The 15,825-nt window shown below is 57.5% G+C and carries 24 protein-coding genes; 9 read left to right on the forward strand and 15 right to left on the reverse strand.

Annotated elements, in window-relative coordinates:
* Positions 1-138: 138 nt before the first annotated feature.
* The 10 genes from trmD to ffh all read right to left on the reverse strand — a co-directional run bounded on the left by trmD (position 139) and on the right by ffh (position 6,403).
* Complete coding sequence (gene trmD, locus GOV90_RS19110) at positions 139-948, reverse strand: tRNA (guanosine(37)-N1)-methyltransferase TrmD (protein ID WP_171096212.1); 810 nt, start codon at positions 946-948, stop codon at positions 139-141.
* Positions 945-1,760, reverse strand: coding sequence for a hypothetical protein (locus GOV90_RS19115; protein WP_171096210.1), 816 nt, complete (start codon positions 1,758-1,760; stop codon positions 945-947). The genes trmD and GOV90_RS19115 overlap by 4 nt, the downstream gene beginning before the upstream one ends.
* Positions 1,760-2,263 (reverse strand): ribosome maturation factor RimM, encoded by a 504-nt coding sequence (rimM, locus tag GOV90_RS19120; protein WP_171096208.1) that lies wholly within the window; start codon positions 2,261-2,263, stop codon positions 1,760-1,762. Before rimM ends, GOV90_RS19115 begins: the two co-directional genes overlap by 1 nt.
* Entirely contained in the window at positions 2,256-2,405 is a 150-nt protein-coding gene (locus GOV90_RS19125) for a hypothetical protein (RefSeq protein WP_171096206.1), read from the reverse strand. Before GOV90_RS19125 ends, rimM begins: the two co-directional genes overlap by 8 nt.
* A 6-nt stretch (positions 2,406-2,411) precedes the next feature.
* Positions 2,412-3,047, reverse strand: a complete 636-nt coding sequence (gene bluB / locus GOV90_RS19130) for a 5,6-dimethylbenzimidazole synthase (RefSeq protein WP_171096204.1) — start codon at positions 3,045-3,047, stop codon at positions 2,412-2,414.
* A 12-nt stretch (positions 3,048-3,059) separates the two neighbouring features.
* Positions 3,060-3,449: a 30S ribosomal protein S16 gene (gene rpsP, locus GOV90_RS19135; protein WP_170388164.1), complete on the reverse strand. Its 390-nt coding sequence runs from the start codon at positions 3,447-3,449 to the stop codon at positions 3,060-3,062.
* Between the two features lie 67 nt (positions 3,450-3,516).
* Positions 3,517-3,813: a chorismate mutase gene (locus GOV90_RS19140; RefSeq protein ID WP_050605269.1), complete on the reverse strand. Its 297-nt coding sequence runs from the start codon at positions 3,811-3,813 to the stop codon at positions 3,517-3,519.
* Positions 3,810-4,361 (reverse strand): GNAT family N-acetyltransferase, encoded by a 552-nt coding sequence (locus GOV90_RS19145; protein ID WP_171096202.1) that lies wholly within the window; start codon positions 4,359-4,361, stop codon positions 3,810-3,812. Before GOV90_RS19145 ends, GOV90_RS19140 begins: the two co-directional genes overlap by 4 nt.
* A complete protein-coding gene (locus GOV90_RS19150; RefSeq protein ID WP_171096200.1) occupies positions 4,358-4,894 on the reverse strand; it encodes a GNAT family N-acetyltransferase in 537 nt (178 codons plus the stop codon). Before GOV90_RS19150 ends, GOV90_RS19145 begins: the two co-directional genes overlap by 4 nt.
* Entirely contained in the window at positions 4,895-6,403 is a 1,509-nt protein-coding gene (gene ffh, locus GOV90_RS19155) for a signal recognition particle protein (RefSeq protein ID WP_171096198.1), read from the reverse strand. It abuts the gene before it with no gap.
* A 252-nt stretch (positions 6,404-6,655) separates the two neighbouring features.
* On the opposite strand from ffh, the gene GOV90_RS19160 reads away from it, so the two are divergent.
* The gene (locus tag GOV90_RS19160) at positions 6,656-7,552 is read left to right on the forward strand and encodes a sulfotransferase domain-containing protein (protein ID WP_171096196.1); all 897 of its coding nucleotides are present in this window, start codon (positions 6,656-6,658) and stop codon (positions 7,550-7,552) included.
* Here GOV90_RS19160 and GOV90_RS19165 read toward each other — a convergent pair.
* Positions 7,539-8,060 carry a hypothetical protein gene (locus tag GOV90_RS19165; protein ID WP_171096194.1) on the reverse strand — a complete coding sequence of 174 codons (522 nt, stop codon included), beginning with the start codon at positions 8,058-8,060 and terminating at the stop codon, positions 7,539-7,541. The two genes, GOV90_RS19160 and GOV90_RS19165, sit on opposite strands and share 14 nt — an antisense overlap.
* Positions 8,061-8,245: 185 nt before the next feature.
* Between GOV90_RS19165 and GOV90_RS19170 the strand changes: the two genes are divergently transcribed.
* Positions 8,246-8,776, forward strand: coding sequence for a prolyl-tRNA synthetase associated domain-containing protein (locus GOV90_RS19170; RefSeq protein ID WP_171096192.1), 531 nt, complete (start codon positions 8,246-8,248; stop codon positions 8,774-8,776).
* Here the strand turns inward: GOV90_RS19170 and GOV90_RS19175 are convergent, their stop codons facing one another.
* Both GOV90_RS19175 and GOV90_RS19180 read right to left on the reverse strand, forming a co-directional pair.
* Positions 8,777-9,514 carry an aspartate/glutamate racemase family protein gene (locus GOV90_RS19175; RefSeq protein WP_171096190.1) on the reverse strand — a complete coding sequence of 246 codons (738 nt, stop codon included), beginning with the start codon at positions 9,512-9,514 and terminating at the stop codon, positions 8,777-8,779.
* Positions 9,515-9,585: 71 nt separating this feature from the next.
* Positions 9,586-10,167: an FMN-dependent NADH-azoreductase gene (locus GOV90_RS19180; RefSeq protein ID WP_171096189.1), complete on the reverse strand. Its 582-nt coding sequence runs from the start codon at positions 10,165-10,167 to the stop codon at positions 9,586-9,588.
* Between the two features lie 120 nt (positions 10,168-10,287).
* On the opposite strand from GOV90_RS19180, the gene GOV90_RS19185 reads away from it, so the two are divergent.
* The 3 genes from GOV90_RS19185 to GOV90_RS19195 all read left to right on the forward strand — a co-directional run bounded on the left by GOV90_RS19185 (position 10,288) and on the right by GOV90_RS19195 (position 12,617).
* Positions 10,288-11,166 carry a LysR family transcriptional regulator gene (locus GOV90_RS19185; RefSeq protein WP_171096187.1) on the forward strand — a complete coding sequence of 293 codons (879 nt, stop codon included), beginning with the start codon at positions 10,288-10,290 and terminating at the stop codon, positions 11,164-11,166.
* The gene (locus tag GOV90_RS19190; protein WP_171096185.1) at positions 11,163-12,077 is read left to right on the forward strand and encodes a DMT family transporter; all 915 of its coding nucleotides are present in this window, start codon (positions 11,163-11,165) and stop codon (positions 12,075-12,077) included. The genes GOV90_RS19185 and GOV90_RS19190 overlap by 4 nt, the downstream gene beginning before the upstream one ends.
* A gap of 126 nt (positions 12,078-12,203) precedes the next feature.
* On the forward strand, positions 12,204-12,617 hold the full coding sequence (locus GOV90_RS19195) for a universal stress protein (RefSeq protein WP_171096183.1): 414 nt from the start codon (positions 12,204-12,206) through the stop codon (positions 12,615-12,617).
* Here GOV90_RS19195 and GOV90_RS19200 read toward each other — a convergent pair.
* Positions 12,614-12,949, reverse strand: coding sequence for a metalloregulator ArsR/SmtB family transcription factor (locus GOV90_RS19200; RefSeq protein WP_171096181.1), 336 nt, complete (start codon positions 12,947-12,949; stop codon positions 12,614-12,616). The genes GOV90_RS19195 and GOV90_RS19200 overlap by 4 nt on opposite strands.
* A gap of 40 nt (positions 12,950-12,989) precedes the next feature.
* Positions 12,990-13,202 (reverse strand): hypothetical protein, encoded by a 213-nt coding sequence (locus GOV90_RS19205; protein WP_171105550.1) that lies wholly within the window; start codon positions 13,200-13,202, stop codon positions 12,990-12,992.
* A 104-nt stretch (positions 13,203-13,306) separates the two neighbouring features.
* Between GOV90_RS19205 and GOV90_RS19210 the strand changes: the two genes are divergently transcribed.
* The 4 genes from GOV90_RS19210 (at position 13,307) to GOV90_RS19225 (ending at position 15,773) form a co-directional block, all read left to right on the forward strand.
* Entirely contained in the window at positions 13,307-14,206 is a 900-nt protein-coding gene (locus tag GOV90_RS19210) for a LysR substrate-binding domain-containing protein (RefSeq protein ID WP_171096179.1), read from the forward strand.
* A 200-nt stretch (positions 14,207-14,406) separates the two neighbouring features.
* A complete protein-coding gene (locus tag GOV90_RS19215; protein WP_152457046.1) occupies positions 14,407-14,739 on the forward strand; it encodes an AtpZ/AtpI family protein in 333 nt (110 codons plus the stop codon).
* 2 nt (positions 14,740-14,741) lie between these two features.
* The gene (locus GOV90_RS19220; protein WP_171096177.1) at positions 14,742-15,500 is read left to right on the forward strand and encodes a F0F1 ATP synthase subunit A; all 759 of its coding nucleotides are present in this window, start codon (positions 14,742-14,744) and stop codon (positions 15,498-15,500) included.
* 48 nt (positions 15,501-15,548) lie between these two features.
* On the forward strand, positions 15,549-15,773 hold the full coding sequence (locus GOV90_RS19225) for a F0F1 ATP synthase subunit C (protein WP_005981269.1): 225 nt from the start codon (positions 15,549-15,551) through the stop codon (positions 15,771-15,773).
* Positions 15,774-15,825 lie beyond the last annotated feature (52 nt).

Consider the following 15,825-nt stretch of genomic DNA (forward strand, 5'->3'; position numbering starts at 1 on the left):
ATATGGTCAGTCTCACTTCAATCTTTATCGCCCACGAATCCTATGGGTCCAGAAATTGAATAGATTGAGGCGTTCTCAACTTCAAATGGCAAACGGACAAAGAAATTTTTTGCGGCATCCCCGCCACATCCCTGTCCTTTAGTCCTGTTTTCCGGGCTTGGGTTTTGCATACTCTGCCCAGATGTCGGGACGTCGATCGCGGGTGATGTCTTCCGCCATTTTGTGACGCCATTCCGCAATGCGACCATGGTGACCTGACATCAATACCTCAGGGATTGGGCGCCCTTTCCAGTCTGCGGGGCGTGTGTATTGCGGGTGTTCCAGCAGGCCCGAGGAAAAGCTTTCTTCCTCGGTAGAAGCCTGATTGCCCAGAACGCCGGGGATCAGACGAACGGTCGCGTCGATCAGAGCTTGCGCCGCGATTTCCCCGCCGGTCATTACAAAGTCACCCAACGATACTTCCTGTACCCCGTAGTGCTCCAAAACACGCTCGTCCACACCTTCGAACCGGCCGCACAACAAGGTCATGCCGTCGCATCGCGCGAGGTTCTGCATCATGCGCTGGTCCATCCGTCGCCCGCGCGGGCTAAGGTAGATCAGCGGCCAATTTCCGTGCACACTTGCCATCGTATGTTCAATTGCTTCACCAAGAACATCTGCGCGCAGCACCATGCCAGCACCGCCACCGGCTGGGGTGTCATCGACGTTGCGGTGCTTGCCAACGCCGAACTGCCGCAGGTCTACAGTCTCGAGCTGCCACAAGCCTTCCTGCAAAGCCTTGCCAGTCAGGCTTTCGCCCAGCACTCCGGGAAAGGCTGTTGGAAACAGCGTGATGATCTTTGCTTTCCAGACCCCGTGCAAATCCGGCGTCGGAGTCATCAGTTCATGCGGTTTCAAAGTCGGCCGGATCGCTTTTCGGCCGTGGGATTTGCTGGGTTTGTCTGTCATGTCTGGCGGGCCAGTTCGGTCTGGGCAGTTTGAATCAAAGCCTTCTTCTGGGTGATCAAAGCGGCTTCGTCCAGTGATGAACGGTTCAAAGACAGCATTTCCTGCAACACCTCGTCAGAAAAGCTGGGGCTTACGCGTGCAGGACCTCGAAGCAGCGCAGCTTTCTCGGGCGGCAGATCCAGGAAATTGGCAAACGGCGCACCTGCTCCGAGGGGATGGTTCTGCACCTGTTCCAAAAACGCAGTCTCGACGGTGATGGTCGGTAGACGATCCCTGATCGTGTCTGCAGTTTCTTGCAACGTGGGCAGATGCGCCAAATCAGAGCAGAAACCGTCCAGATCCTGCACGATCCGAGTTTGGTGCAGATCATGAGCCCACAGCCTGCGCAGCCACGCCTCGCGCTGGCGCAGAGACAGGTAGACAGTGATATCGACCTCGTCGCCCAGAAGTCGTCGGCGCAGCACACTGACCAGCGTCTCGGCCAGTTCGGGTGCGGCCCCATAACCTTCCTCGCGGTTTCTGCTGGGGCGCAGGCCCAGAAAGTTCTCTTCGCTCAGGATCAGGCCCCGGCGTTCGCCAAAATCCAGGCCGTCCAAAAAGGTTTGAATTTGTCCACCAAACCCGGCCAGCGTCGCGTCCAGCCGATAGATTGAATGGCGAGTAGCGGCCTCGCTCAGCCCGGACTTGCGGGTTTTGTAGGGTAGAACCAATGCAAAGCGGGGCCAGATCAATTCACGGTTTTCATGCAGAAACGACTGTGCTGCGGTCATGCCTGTCTTGTGCAGGCCCAGATGCAGCAATATGCGCCGCATCAGATCAGACCTTCAGGCGGGTCAGCCACGATGCGGCCTTGCTCAAGATCCACCGTTGGCACCACTTGCAGCGTAAAAGGCAGCAGAACGGTGGATTTCAGACCCGGCCCATGCAATTCCAGCAAGTCCGCAGCGCCATGGTTCTGTACGGATTTGACTTTACCCAGCAGCGTGCCACCGGTATCATAGACATCCAATCCGATCAGGTCGGTGTGATAAAACTCATCATCGGGAAGCGAAGGCAACTGATCGCGCCGCGCAAACAGGCGCAGACCGTTCAGCGCATCGGCTTCTTCCTTGGTTTCGACCCCGCCCAGACGTGCCGCAAACCCATTTTTGATGGTGCGCGTCAAAACAACCGGAAAGCGCTGTTCGCCGGTCTCATCTGTCAGTGGAGAGTAGTGTTCAATATCTTCGGGCACGGCGCAAAAGCTTTTCAGGCGCACTTCGCCGCGTACGCCGTAAGACCCCGCAACGCTGCCGACGCAGATCAGATCACTCATTGGACGCGCCTGTTGTCAAACAAATCCCGTTTCTCCATTCGCCAAGGCCTTCGCAGGCTTCGCGTTGATTGTTGCGTTCGAAGAACACGCCGACAATAAAGGCGATCAGCAGCAAAATGGGAAGTCGAATCAATCCGAACATGGGACCTTACCGTGTTTCGATCGCCAGGGATTGGGCGCGGTTTTCCCAGCCTACCTGTTCCAGTTCCGGTGTGTCTGATACCTGTTCAGGCCATCCAACGCAGAAGTATCCGATCAGTCGCCAGTCTTCCGGCACGCTCAGATCGCGTATCATTTGGTCGGGATCCAGGATCGACACCCAACCCAGTCCCAACCCTTCGGCCCGCAAGGCCAGCCAGAACAGGGTGATTGCCGAAACAACAGAGTAACGCCGCATCTCGGGCATTGTGCCCGCACCCAGCCCCAAACCTTTGTCGGTGCTGTCGTCGCAGAAAACGGCCAGTTGCACGGGGGCCTCTTGCATCCCGGACAGTTTCAGGCGGCTGTAAAGCTGCGCCTTGTCACCGGAATACCCCGCCAGCGCATCATCGTTGGCAGTTTGGAAATTCTTCAGCGCGGCAGCGCGGGCTGCTTCGCTTTCGACGCGGATCACGCGCCAAGGTTCGCTGAGCCCCACCGAAGGGGCCAGTTGAAATGCGTCGAGGCAGCGCGCCAGCACTGCCTCGTCCACGGTGTCGGTGCGGAACCGGCGCACATCACGCCGGAGCCGCAACAACAGGTCAAACTGCGTGCGAAAATCGTCGGTGAAAGTCTGATCCCGCACGCGCTTGCCTGCTTATTCTTCTGCAGCCGCTTCTTCAGCCGGTGCAGCCGCCGCTTCGGCAGCTTCAGCAGCCTTTGCAGCCTTCTCTTCCGCGCGTTCCTGAGCTTTCTTGCCCGGGGTGCCCTTGTTGGGGTTGTTGCGCTCGGCTTTTTCACGGGTGCCCGCAGCTTCCAGCATACGCGCGATACGGTCGGTGGGCTGAGCGCCCTGATCCAGCCAGTACTGGATGCGCTCCATGTTCATTTTCACGCGCTCTTCGCTGTCTTTCGGCAGCAGCGGGTTGTAGGTGCCCAGTTTCTCGATGAAACGGCCGTCACGGGGCATGCGGCTGTCAGCAGCCACGATGCGATAGAAGGGACGCTTTTTCGAGCCGCCGCGGGCGAGACGAATTTTCATTGCCATGGTGGTATCTCCTTTGAATGGCATCACGCCGGAGGCGTGTCTTTTGTTGAGCCGGCGTAGGTGCCGGTTAGTTCTGGTGTTTCTTATGGTGTCGGATGACTTCCTGAATGATGAAATTCAGGAAAGCCTTGGCGAAATCGGGGTCCAGATCGGCTTCTTTCGCCAGGTCTTCTAGCCGTGCGATCTGCGCTGCTTCGCGCGAAGGATCGGACGGGGGAAGGTCGTGTTCGGCCTTGAGCTTGCCAACGGCCTGCGTGTGTTTGAACCGCTCGCCCAGCGTATAGACAAGGATCGCATCTAGCCGATCGATGCTTTCGCGATGCTCTTTCAACAGCGTGGCAGCCTGTGTCACGGGGTTGGTCATTGGCCGGTCCTTTCGGTGGTCAAAGCGGTGTCGGAAATGTCGAGAACTGGGTGTCGCCAGACTTGGCAGCGTTTGCCCACGACTTCGCCCTCACGCTCGTATGTTGCGCCAAGGCGTTCCATCAAGGCGCGCGAACGGTGGTTGGCATGAGCTAGGTAGGACATCACCCCGTTCAAGCCGAAATGCCTTGCCGCATAATCACGCGCGGCGGTCGCGGCCTCATATGCAATGCCCTGGCCTTCGAACTCTTCCATCAGGGCCCAGCCCAGCTCCGGTTCATCCCAACCAGGGGCATCAATGATGCCAACCCATCCAGCGAATTTTTCACTGGCTCTGTCAGTGATGTTCCAGCACCCGTAACCACGCAAAGCCCAATGCCCGATGAATCCAAGCAAAGACTTCCAGCTTTCGAATTCATCCTTAGGTCCGCCGACCATATGGCTGCGCTCAGTCGCGAAGAACGCTGTCATCGCAGGTAGATCGTCCAGATGTGGCGCGCGCAAGATCAGACGCTCGGTCTCGATGGTGGGGATAGTGAACGAGGTCATGCGTATGCCTCCATTCCGCCCTGAAACTCATCGGGGTGTGGGTGGCGATAAACGACATCCTCGGGAGACGGGCGCGCTGCGTTTTGATCCTCAATTGCGCCGAGCCTCTGCGCCAAGGCGATTGAACGCGCGTTGGGCGCATCAATATAGCTGACCAGTGTTGTCAAACCGGCGTTTTGAAAAGCCCAGTCGCGCGCGGCGCAGGCCGCTTCGAACGCAAAACCCTTGCCCTCGTAGTCGGGGAAGATGCACCAGCCGATTTCGGCCTCGGGGAATTTCGGGGGTTTGTTGATCCCGACCTGGCCAATGAACTCACCGGTTTCCGTCAAGTCGACGGCCCATGCACCAAATCCGAGAAACTGCCAACTGGCTACGTCCGAGCCCAGCATTGACCACAGGTCCTGCGCCGAGTACGGCCCATCCATAAATTTCGCCCACTCCGTCGCAAACAGCGCAGCCATCGGCTCGAAGTCTTCGAGCCGGTGATGGCGCAGCGTCAGGCGCGCGGTGGTTATAGTGGGCGCGGTGCTCACTTACTTCTTCTTCCCGAACCCGCTGAGGCCTTGAGGCAGACCCATGCCGCCGCCCAGTCCGGGCAGGCCGCCGGGCATCTTGCCGCCCATCGCCTTAGCCGCTTGTTCCAGCGCCTTGGGGTCCATGCCTGCGGCCATCTCCTCGGGCGAGGGGCCGCCTTTGCCGAACATGCCTTTCATGGCCTGTTTCAGCATCTTACCTTTGCCCATCTTGCCCATCTTTTTCATCATGTCCGACATCTGCCGGTGCATCTTGAGCAGTTTGTTGAGGTCGCTGACTTCCATTCCCGAGCCTGCCGCGATGCGTTTCTTGCGGCTCGCCTGCAATAGCTGAGGGTTGGCGCGTTCGCGTTTGGTCATGGATTGGATCATGGCGATCTGCTGGCGCAGGATCTTGTCGTCCAGACCGGCCTGATCCATCTGCTTGGCCATCTTGCCCATGCCCGGCATCATCCCCATCATGCCCTGCATGCCGCCCATTTGGATCATCTGCTCCAGCTGCATTTTCAGGTCGTTCATGTTGAACTGACCTTTGACCATGCGCTTCATCATGCGCTCGGTCTGTTCCATCTCCATCGTTTCCTGGGCCTTTTCGACCAGGGCAACGATGTCGCCCATGCCCAGAATACGACCGGCGATCCGGTCGGGCTCGAAGGTTTCGAGCGCATCCATCTTTTCGCCCAGACCAACAAAGCGGATGGGTTTGCCGGTGACGGCACGCATCGATAGCGCCGCACCGCCACGGCCGTCACCGTCCATACGGGTCAGGACCACGCCCGAGATGCCAACCTTGGCGTCGAACTCTTCGGCGACTTCGACGGCGACCTGACCGGTCAGGCCGTCAACTACCAGCAGCGTCTCGCGCGGGTCCACCACGTTGCGGACCTGCTCGACCTCGTCCATCAGGACTTCGTCGATATGCAGACGACCCGCGGTGTCGAGCATGTAGACGTCATAGCCGCCCAGTGTCGCCTGCTGCTTGGCGCGCTTGGCAATATCGACGGGTTTCTGGCCGGGAACGATCGGCAGGGTATCGACGCCCACCTGCGTGCCCAGAACCGCCAACTGATCCATCGCCGCCGGGCGATAGACGTCGAGCGAGGCCATCAGGACCTTCTTGCCCTCTTTCTCTTTCAGGCGTTTCGCCAGCTTACCGGTGGTGGTCGTCTTACCCGAGCCCTGCAGACCGACCATCAGGATCGGGGCAGGCGGGTTGTCGATCTTCAGCTTGCCGGGGTCTTCCTCGCCGCGCAGGGTATCGACCAGCGCGTCATGCACGATCTTGACGACCTGCTGGCCGGGGGTAATCGACTTAGTAACAGCCTGACCTGTCGCCTGTTCCTGAACCTTTTTGACGAAAGCGCGGGCTACTGGCAGCGAGACGTCGGCCTCAAGCAGCGCAACCCGGACCTCGCGCAGGGCGGTCTTGACGTCTTCTTCGGACAGAGCGCCCTGTTTGGTCAGCCGGTCAAAGACGCCAGAGAGGCGTTCGGATAGATTTTCAAACATGCCTTCGGCCTCCTTAGCCGGTTATCTGATGGCGTGCCCTACATAGGATGCGCCGGTTAAATGCACAAACGCCCCCACGGGCGAAACTCGCTGGTGGGGGGCGATCCCTGAACGACTCAAGGGACCGGAAGATCGAAAGGCTTCCGGATGTTTGGCGGTCACTTACGCCTTGGAGGAGGGTGAGTCAAGACAAGCTGTGTCAAGGTGGCTGGTGTAGGGTACTCTGATCAAAACAAGCTCGGGGAGGGGGCGATGAAGGACGATCTTCCGCAAAAGACAACGGATTATGTTGGCGAGGTGACCAACACCGATATCTGGTCTGGTTTCGAGATACGGCCGGACGATATCTTTGTGTGCACGCCGCCTAAATGCGGCACGACGTGGACGCAGACCTTGGTGCGAATGTTGATCACGCAAACCGCTGATCCCGGCGTATACGACAACAAGATTTCACCATGGCTGGATTGCGGCTTTCGCGACAGGGAGGAGCAGGCAAAAACGCTGAACGCGCAAAGCCATCGGCGCTGCATAAAGACACATACGCCGCTGGATGGAGTTACCTTTTCGCCTGATGCGCAGTATCTTGTTGTGCACCGCCATCCCGTCGATGTGCATTTCTCAATGCGCAGTCATGTCGAGAATATGAAGGCCGATTGGTTGGATTACCTCTTTCCCGATGATCTTTCAGAAGCCTTTTCCATGTTTCTGGATCGACCGGCTTCATCAAAAGGCACCGACGATCTGACACTTGGATCATTTATCCATCACTTCCGATCCTTTTGGACCTTCCGTGAATTGCCCAATATTCATTTCCTGCACTACGCAGAGCTTAGCCGCGATCTACGCGGACAAGTCTCGCGCCTGGCCGACATCATGGACACCGAGATCAGCCCGCAGCTGGTCAATGACATCGCCGAGGCGGGCAGTTTCGGGTCGATGAAGAACAATGCGCAGCGTCTGGAGCAAACGCCCGGGTTCACCAGTGGGTTTCACGACTTTGCACAGTTCTTTTCTTCGGGCACCAGCAACAAGTGGGAAGGCAAATTGACGCCTGAAGATATGACCAGGTACGACGACCGAATGTCCGAGCTGGTTTCACCTGAAGAACGTCTGTGGTTGGAACGCGGCTTAGCCTCTAGCCCACGCTGACGTCTTGGTCGCCTCGATTGGACGCGGGCAACCAGCCATTCACAGCTTCAGCCAGCCGATGTGAGCCTGACCCGCTGACATATGCCTCGACAATGGGATGGCGGCCAGCGCTCATTCCCTCGTCCAGGATCAGCACTGGGCGATACATCGTCGACGTGCGCTTGCCGTTTCTGGACTTTGTGCTTTCGACCTCGGCATGAGACAGGCTGGACAGCTTATGTTCGACGGCCTCATAGCCAAATACGGATTGGCGGCGGATCAGGATGCTGTTGTCAGGACGATCCAACACGACCTGAACGCGTCGAACAAACGCGCAGAAAGCACCCAGGCCCATTCCGCCCCCAAAAACAGCGAAGAAGAGGCCAAACCAGATGTCCTCGCCACCTTCACTGGCCATGAACAGGCCAGCACCTACAAAGGCGAGTATGAAGAGGGCCAGTGTGATGCCGATGAACCATGGCGTGTTCGACAGGATCAGTTGGTCAGGGGTGTTGCGCGTGACTTTCATGGCGGAACGCTACAGCACTTTCCGGCGTTGTTGAAGCAAGGTGCAGCGCTTGCGCCTTTGGTAAAAGTGCGTGCACTCGACAAACAGTACCTGCAGCAATGGATGTATGTGGTCTTCCCTATCGTTGATTGCAGGCAGCGGCATTCTGTGGCACAGCGCGGAAAATTCAGTGCAAGGAGACCGGGATGGACGCCTCATCTGTTTTTCAGGACACGCTGCCTTTGACCTCTGATTCGTTGCTGGCGCAGCTGGATGATTGGGGTTTGGCCTATCGTCTGCATACGCATGTGCCGCTGCGCACGGTTGAGGATTCGAAAGCAGTCGAAGATCAGTTCATGGTTCCCGGCGAAAATGCGTTACGGGTGAAGAACCTGTATTTGCGCGACAAGAAAAAGCGCAACTATTTGGTGACGCTCGAGCAGAACCGCGAAATCGATCTCAAGGCGCTGGGTGCGGAGTTGGGTGTCGGAAACCTGTCTTTCGGGTCGGCAGACCGCCTGCTGCAGAATCTCGGCATTCGGCCTGGGGCGGTTAGTCCGCTGGCGATGATCAACGGGGTTCAAAACAATGTACGGTTCTTTATGGACGCGGCCGCCAAACAAGCCGAAGTGATCTACATGCACCCGCTGGTCAATGACCGCACGGTGGCCCTCAAGCAAGCTGACGTGATGGCCTTCTTTGATCACATCGGATGCGAGGTGACCTGGCTGTCCTGATCACCCGAGCGCCTCTTTCAGCGCGGCAGAGACATGTGCGGCTGATGGGTTGACGAACACGTGCCCTTCCGCCTCGAAAACCGGATCATCAAGGTGAGCCGGAAACGCCAATGGCAGCTCGGTACAGGCCAACAGAATTGCCGTTCCTTTGGCTGCGTGTTTGTTGCAAAAGGCAAGCAATCTCGTACGCGCTGTATCGGATGCGCCGCCATAAAAGTCGCTGTCAATCATGGCCTGCATCTCGGCTATTTCAGGCTCGGGCAGGCGATCATTTGCAGTGATACCCTCGGCAGCCAACCGATCTGCATAGTTCGTGGCCTGCATCGTCACAGAAGTTCCCAAGACCAGAGCCTTGGATGCGCCGGTGCTTGCCGTGGCGTCGGCGGTTGCGTCAAATATACTGAGAATAGGCATGGAAACGCCTTGCCGGATTGCGTGCAGCCGGGCGTGCGGCGTATTTGAGGCGATGATTCCGAAGTCGCAGCCCGCGCGTTCCAAAGTCAGCAGAGCATCGCGGAACACGTTGTCAAATTCCGCCCAGCTTGCTTCATCCCCGGCGACACCGCGCAAAGCGCGTGTCTTGGCCTGAGTGACGGATTCAATGGTTATCGGCGGGACTGGTAAAGGAGAGCCGTGACCCAGTTGCGCGAAGTGGCGCCCTGCGCCTTCTGCAATGGCCCGGTAATAATCAACGGTCGAAGCCCAGCCCACACCGCCCAGAATGCCGATTTTCTTCATAAGTAACGCCCAGCCTGCTCATTTGCACGAACGGCAGACTGGACGTTTCTATTCTTTTTGACCAGAGCCAATCAGGCTGCGAGTTCGGCCACGGCCTTCCGGGCGCTTTCCAATGCAGCTTCGGGGTTTACCGCCATCTGATCCGCAGCGATGACCTCTACGTCATGAATGCCGATAAAGCCCAGTACGTGGCGGGCATAGTTGGTGGCAAAATCCGCCTCGGACCCGACGGGGACACCACCCGAGGCAATCGCCAGAATGGCGCGTTTGCCTTCCAGCAAACCCTTGGGGCCGTTTTCAGTATAGGCAAAGGTCAAGCCTGCGCGGGCAACCAAGTCTACCCAGGCTTTGAATGCGGCAGGAACCGAAAAGTTGTAGATCGGAAGCCCAATGACGATGGTGTCAGCGTCTTGCAGTTCGGACACCAATTCGTCGGACAGGGCCAGTCGGTCACGCTGTACATCGTCGCGCTGATCGACCGGGGTGAAGTTAGCGGCGATCCAGTCCTCGGTCAAAAGCGGTAGGGGTGTGGCCAGGTCGCGGCGGATGATGCGCTCTGCACCCAGCTGCTGGACCACACGGCTGGACAGATCGCGGGTCGTCGAGTCTACACGGCGGGCGGATGAGTCGATGTGAAGGATAGTTTTGGGCATTGTTCAGGTCCTTTGGGTCAGGGAAATCTTGTCCTGCTCCCAATATGATTATTGCGTTTGTGAACAAAACTCGGATACATCAACAGTTATTGTTGGAAATTGCACAGTGACGTTATTGCCATGGACAATTGGGACGAAGTGAGAACCGCATATCAGGTGGCGCGTATGGGAACGGTCAGCGGCGCGGCCGAGGTTCTTGGTGTTCACCACGCCACCGTGATCCGCCATATTGATGCGATCGAGGCCCGGCTGGGTGTAAAATTGTTCCAGCGGCACGCGCGCGGATACACACCGACCGAGGCGGGCGATGATCTGTTGCGCGTCGCACAGGCCACCGAAGATCAGTTCAACCAGCTTGTCGGTCGGATGAAGGGCCGGGGCGATGACGTTTCAGGCGAATTGGTGGTGACGTCGCTTGGATCACTTGCGCCGTTGGTTGTGCCCACACTCACAGCGTTTCAAAAGATGCACCCGGATCTAATCGTGCGCTACCTGACCGGCGACCGGCTTTTTCGTCTTGAATACGGCGAGGCGCATGTGGCGATCCGCGCGGGATCAGCCCCGGATCAGCCGGACAACGTTGTACAACCATTTCGACAAGAAGAAGTGGGCCTTTACGCCAGCACCGCATATGTCGAACGCTTTGGTAAACCGTCAGGAATTGAGGATTTCGGCAACCATCACTTCGTCAGTTCTGACGACGAAAGCAGCCGCGCGCCGTTCACCCGTTGGCTGCGTGCGACTGTTCCCGCGGGTCGCATAACCTTCCGCTGTACAAACAACTTCTGTATGCGCGAGGCTGTCCTGGCCGGGGCGGGTATAGGTTTCATGGCCCGCTGGGAAGCGGCCCGCCACGACAATCTGGTCGAGGTGATGGACCCGCTTCCTGAGTGGTTCGGGAACCTGTGGCTCGTGACCCACGTGGATTTACACCGCACTACCAAGGTGCAGGCGTTCCTCAGTTATCTCAAAGAAGAAGCCAAAGGTTGGCAGCCATGAGCCCTCAAGCCCGTGGTCATCTGGCCATGCTGACCTTTTCAGCCCTTGTTGCAGGCAGCTTTTCGCTGGGATCCATGATCGCGAACGAGATTGCGCCTGCTGCGCTGAATGCAGTCCGATTTGCGATTGCCGCTGTGGTGATCGGCGTGGCGGCTTTGGCCACAACTGGTTTGCCGCGCAGCGCTGCGCAAGCCCCGTGGCGTTACCTGGTGTTAGGTGGGTTATTTGCCACCTATTTCGTCCTGATGTTCTACGGATTGCAAACTGCCCCACCGGTCAGCGCTGCTGCGGTGTTCACCCTTACACCGGTTGTTTCAGCGGTCGCGGGATGGGTTTTGTTACGACAGATCACCACGCCGCGTATGGCGCTGGCATTAACCATTGGGGCCGTAGGGGCACTTTGGGTGATCTTTCGGGCCGATTGGCAGATGTTCCGTGCCTTTGAGATAGGGGGTGGTGAGATCATCTATTTCTGGGGATGTGTCGCCCACGCAATCTATACGCCGATGGTTCGCAAACTGAATCGTGGCGAGCCCGCTGTGGTGTTCACCTTTGGCACTTTGGTCGCCGGATGCCTGCTTCTGACCGTGTTTGGTTGGTCTGATCTGAGGGCAACCGACTGGAGTGCGCTGCCGGTCATCGTTTGGATCGGCTTGTTTTACATTTCTTTCTTTGCAACGGCTGCCAGCTTTGTGTTGGTGCAGTTCTCGTCTTTGAGGCTGCCGTCAGCGAAGGTCATGGCTTATACCTACTTGGTACCAAGTTGGGTTATTCTTTGGGAAATCGCTTTGGGCAAAGCTGTACCCACAGGCTTGATATTGGGCGGTGTTGCGCTGACAGTCATCGCTCTGCTGATGCTGTTGAAAGAGGAAGCGCCGCTTGCAATGCCGGTGCGAAGGACCGCAGAATAGCGCTGCACTTTCGCTAGAAGGTGCTTCCAAGCTCAAATGCATTCCAAATGTAGAATTTGTTGAGCCAGATCAAGGTTCGGGGCAGGTCCCTCCAATACACTAAGATTTAGGTGAGAGGAGGAGATTATGTTTAAGCATATCATGCTGCCGATAGACCGGCACCTGCCGCCCGAAGTCCGTAAAGCTGCTGATATCGCGGCGCAAGTTGCGAAATGGCAAGGTGCTAAAATCACTCTGGTCAGCGTCACCGGCGCCCATTTGGGTGAATCCACAACAACCGAAGCCGAGATCGACAAGGATCTTGCGAAGTTTACTGAAACGCTCGCCGCCGAAAGCGGTGCTAAGGTTGCCACTCGCAAAATCCATTCAGTCGACGTCGCCGCCGAAGTGGACAGCGACCTGACCCGGGCCGCAGAAGAGCTGGGCGCTGATCTGATCATCGTGGGAACCCACGCTCCGCGGATCACCGACTATATCTTTTCAAGTCACGCGGGTTATCTGGCCAAACATGCCAGCATGTCGGTTTTTGTGGTGCGTTAAGCGTCGTCCGACGTCGGAAGCTCAACTTCCAGAAACCGTTCGAACGCGTCCAGATTGACGGGTTCGAATTGTCCGAACCCCTGCATCCAAACCGAGGCGGCGCGCAGGGCGTCGGGCTCCAGCTTGCACCATTTCACCCGTCCGCGTTTTTCCTGAGAAATCAACCCGGCCTTGGTGAGGATGACCAGATGTTTGGAAATCGCGGCCAATGACATCTCAAAAGGTTCGGCGACATCTGTCACGGCCATGTCGTCCTCTAGCAGCATTGCCAGAATGGCACGGCGCGTGGGGTCGGCCAGGGCAGCAAACACAGTGTCGAGCGGATCAGTCATTGCCCTGTCATAACCGCTTGGGGCAAGGGCGGAAAGGGCGTTACAGCATCGGATGGCGATAGTCGTCGGTGGGGAACCGCAGGTTTAACTGCTCTGTCGCGCTTGCGGTCAGGCCGATGTCGCGGGCCATACGCGCGTTTGGGGGCAAAGGTGTCGCATTTTTTTGAGAGTGCGAAGCTGGGCGACATTTCTGCAGTATACGTTTAATAAACTGATGCGAAACTACGGAGAAACTTCTTTGAGTCTTTTCCATGTTTGCTCCTTTGTCACTGTATTTACGAAAAAATGCGTGAATTCGAGCAGCCAATCAAAATCAATTACTTGACTTATTATGTGCCAAAAAAGCACATATTTGGGATGGCCCGTGTATTACCTCCACTGAACGCACTGAAAGCATTTGAAGCGGCCGGACGGCACGAAAGCTTCAGCCGTGCAGCCGACGAGTTGAACGTCAGCCATTCGGCCATCAGTCGCCATGTGCGCGGGTTAGAGGACCGGCTCGGCGTCTCGTTGTTTCGGGATTTGCCCCGTGGGGTCGAGCTGACCTTGGAAGGGCGTGGCTTGCTGTTGCGGGTGATGAGTGCGCTTGATGAAATCGCCGAGGCCACTGAGATCGTTCGTCAAAGGCCCGAAGGCACACTCACCATCAGTTGTGAGCCGCTGTTCGCCATGAAATACCTTATCCCCCGGCTGCCGGGTTTCTATTCAGCCTTCCCAGGGGTCGAGCTAAGGCTGGAGGCCTCACGGGCGCTGGCGGATGTCGAACGACATGATGCGGATCTGGCGATCAGGTTTGCGCATCGCGGTGTGCTGGATATTCCGTCCGACCTGATCAGTGATGAACCACTTTTTACCTATGCCACGCCGGATCTGAGGCCCGAGGGGTGGGACAGCCCCGAACAGGTGCTGAACTATCGTTTGTATCGCGATCGGATCGGAGAAGTCTGGCCGCGCTGGGCAGAAGTGGCCGGGTTTGAAATGCCACAGTCCCGCATGAACGGTTGGCGGATGGAAACGGATCTGTCTCTGACGGCAGCCGTTAGCGGGCTGGGCGTTTTTCTGGGATCAGAGGACTGCGTTCTGAGTGATCTGCAAGCTGGTCGCTTGATCCGGTGTTTCCCAATTGGGTTCCGCGAGGGCAGTTTCCGGCTGGTTCTGGGCGCTGGTGCGGTGCGCCGCAGATCGGTACAGGCGTTCCGAACGTGGTTGCTGGATGAAAGTGCAAACCTGCGCGGCCAACCCATCCTGCGGGAATAATCAACTCTTTGGTTGAATATGCAGATTCAATGCATTTTGAGGCTTCGGAAGGTTTCCGCGACTCTCAGGCATCATGCCGGTGTCGATAAAGTGAATTAAAAACAATATCTTAACCTGCGTCAATCGGGGCGTTCAAGAGCGTTGACTCTGCGCCCGTCGCGCCTTAGCACCATGCCCAAGACTGTACGAGGGAAACGCCCGTGACCGATGACGACCAAAAGCAGCGTATGGCGCAGCTGGAGGCCAAGATCGAAGCGGCGAAAAAGGCCAAAGCGCCCAAGCCTCGTGCAGATGCTGACGTGTCCGGGGGCGAGCTTGCCTGGAGGATGGTCATCGAAATGGTATCCGGTCTGGGGATCGGATTTGGCATCGGATACGGGCTGGACAGCCTGCTCGGGACGATCCCGATCTTTCTGGTGCTGTTCACATTGCTGGGCCTTGTCGCGGGCGTGAAGGTTATGCTCCGCAGCGCGAAGGAGGTTCAAGAGAAACAAACGGCGGCAACGGCTGCCGAGAAGGACGAGAGGGACTGAACGTGGCAACTGAGACCACCGCAGCAGAAGGCAGCAGCCTGGTTTTCCACCCGATGGATCAGTTCATCGTGAAACCGTTGTTCGGCGACGGTGCGGTCGGCATGTTCACTGTGACCAACGTGACCCTGTGGCTGTTCTTCGCGATCCTGGCGGTAATCGCCCTGCTGGTGCTGCCAACGTCCAAACGCGCGATTGTCCCCACGCGGATGCAGTCTGTTGCAGAGCTTACTTATGGCTTCATCTACAAGATGCTGGAAGACATCTGCGGCAAGGAAGGCGTTAAGTTCTTCCCTTATGTCATGACCCTGTTCATGTTCATCGTCTGCGCGAACTTCCTGGGCCTGATCCCGACATCGTTCACCACCACATCGCATTTCGCCGTGACCATCCCGCTGGCGTTGGCCGTGTTCCTGACCGTGACGGTTCTGGGCTTCGTCAAAAACGGTACGGCGTTCCTGGGTCTGTTCTGGGTGTCCAGCGCACCGATGGCACTGCGCCCGATCCTGGCGATCATCGAGCTGATCTCGTACTTCGTACGTCCTGTCAGCCACTCTATTCGTCTTGCCGGTAACGTCATGGCAGGCCACGCGGTTATCAAGGTTTTCGCAGGCTTTGCTGCGATTGCCGTGATCTCGCCCGTGTCCGTTCTGGCGATTACTGCAATGTATGGTCTTGAGGTCCTCGTGTCCTTCATTCAGGCCTACGTATTCACCATTCTGACCTGTGTTTACCTGAAAGATGCGCTGCATCCTTCGCACTAAGGTCCGATACCCAAACATCGAAACTTCCAATTCGTAAGGAGATACATCATGGAAGGCGATCTCGCACACATCGGCGCAGGCCTGGCAGCAATCGGTTCCGGCGCAGCCGCAATCGGGGTGGGCAACGTTGCAGGCAACTTCCTGGCCGGCGCCCTGCGCAACCCTTCGGCGGCTGCTTCGCAGACCGCAACCCTGTTCATCGGTATCGCATTCGCAGAAGCCCTGGGGATCTTCGCATTCCTGGTCTCGCTGCTGCTGATGTTCGCCGTCTAATCTGCGGAACCTGATCCTTACGCGCAGGTGGGCCCAAGCCATAGCGGCCCAC

The sequence above is a fragment of the Ruegeria sp. HKCCA5929 genome, from assembly GCF_013034525.1.
Lineage (GTDB): Bacteria > Pseudomonadota > Alphaproteobacteria > Rhodobacterales > Rhodobacteraceae > Ruegeria.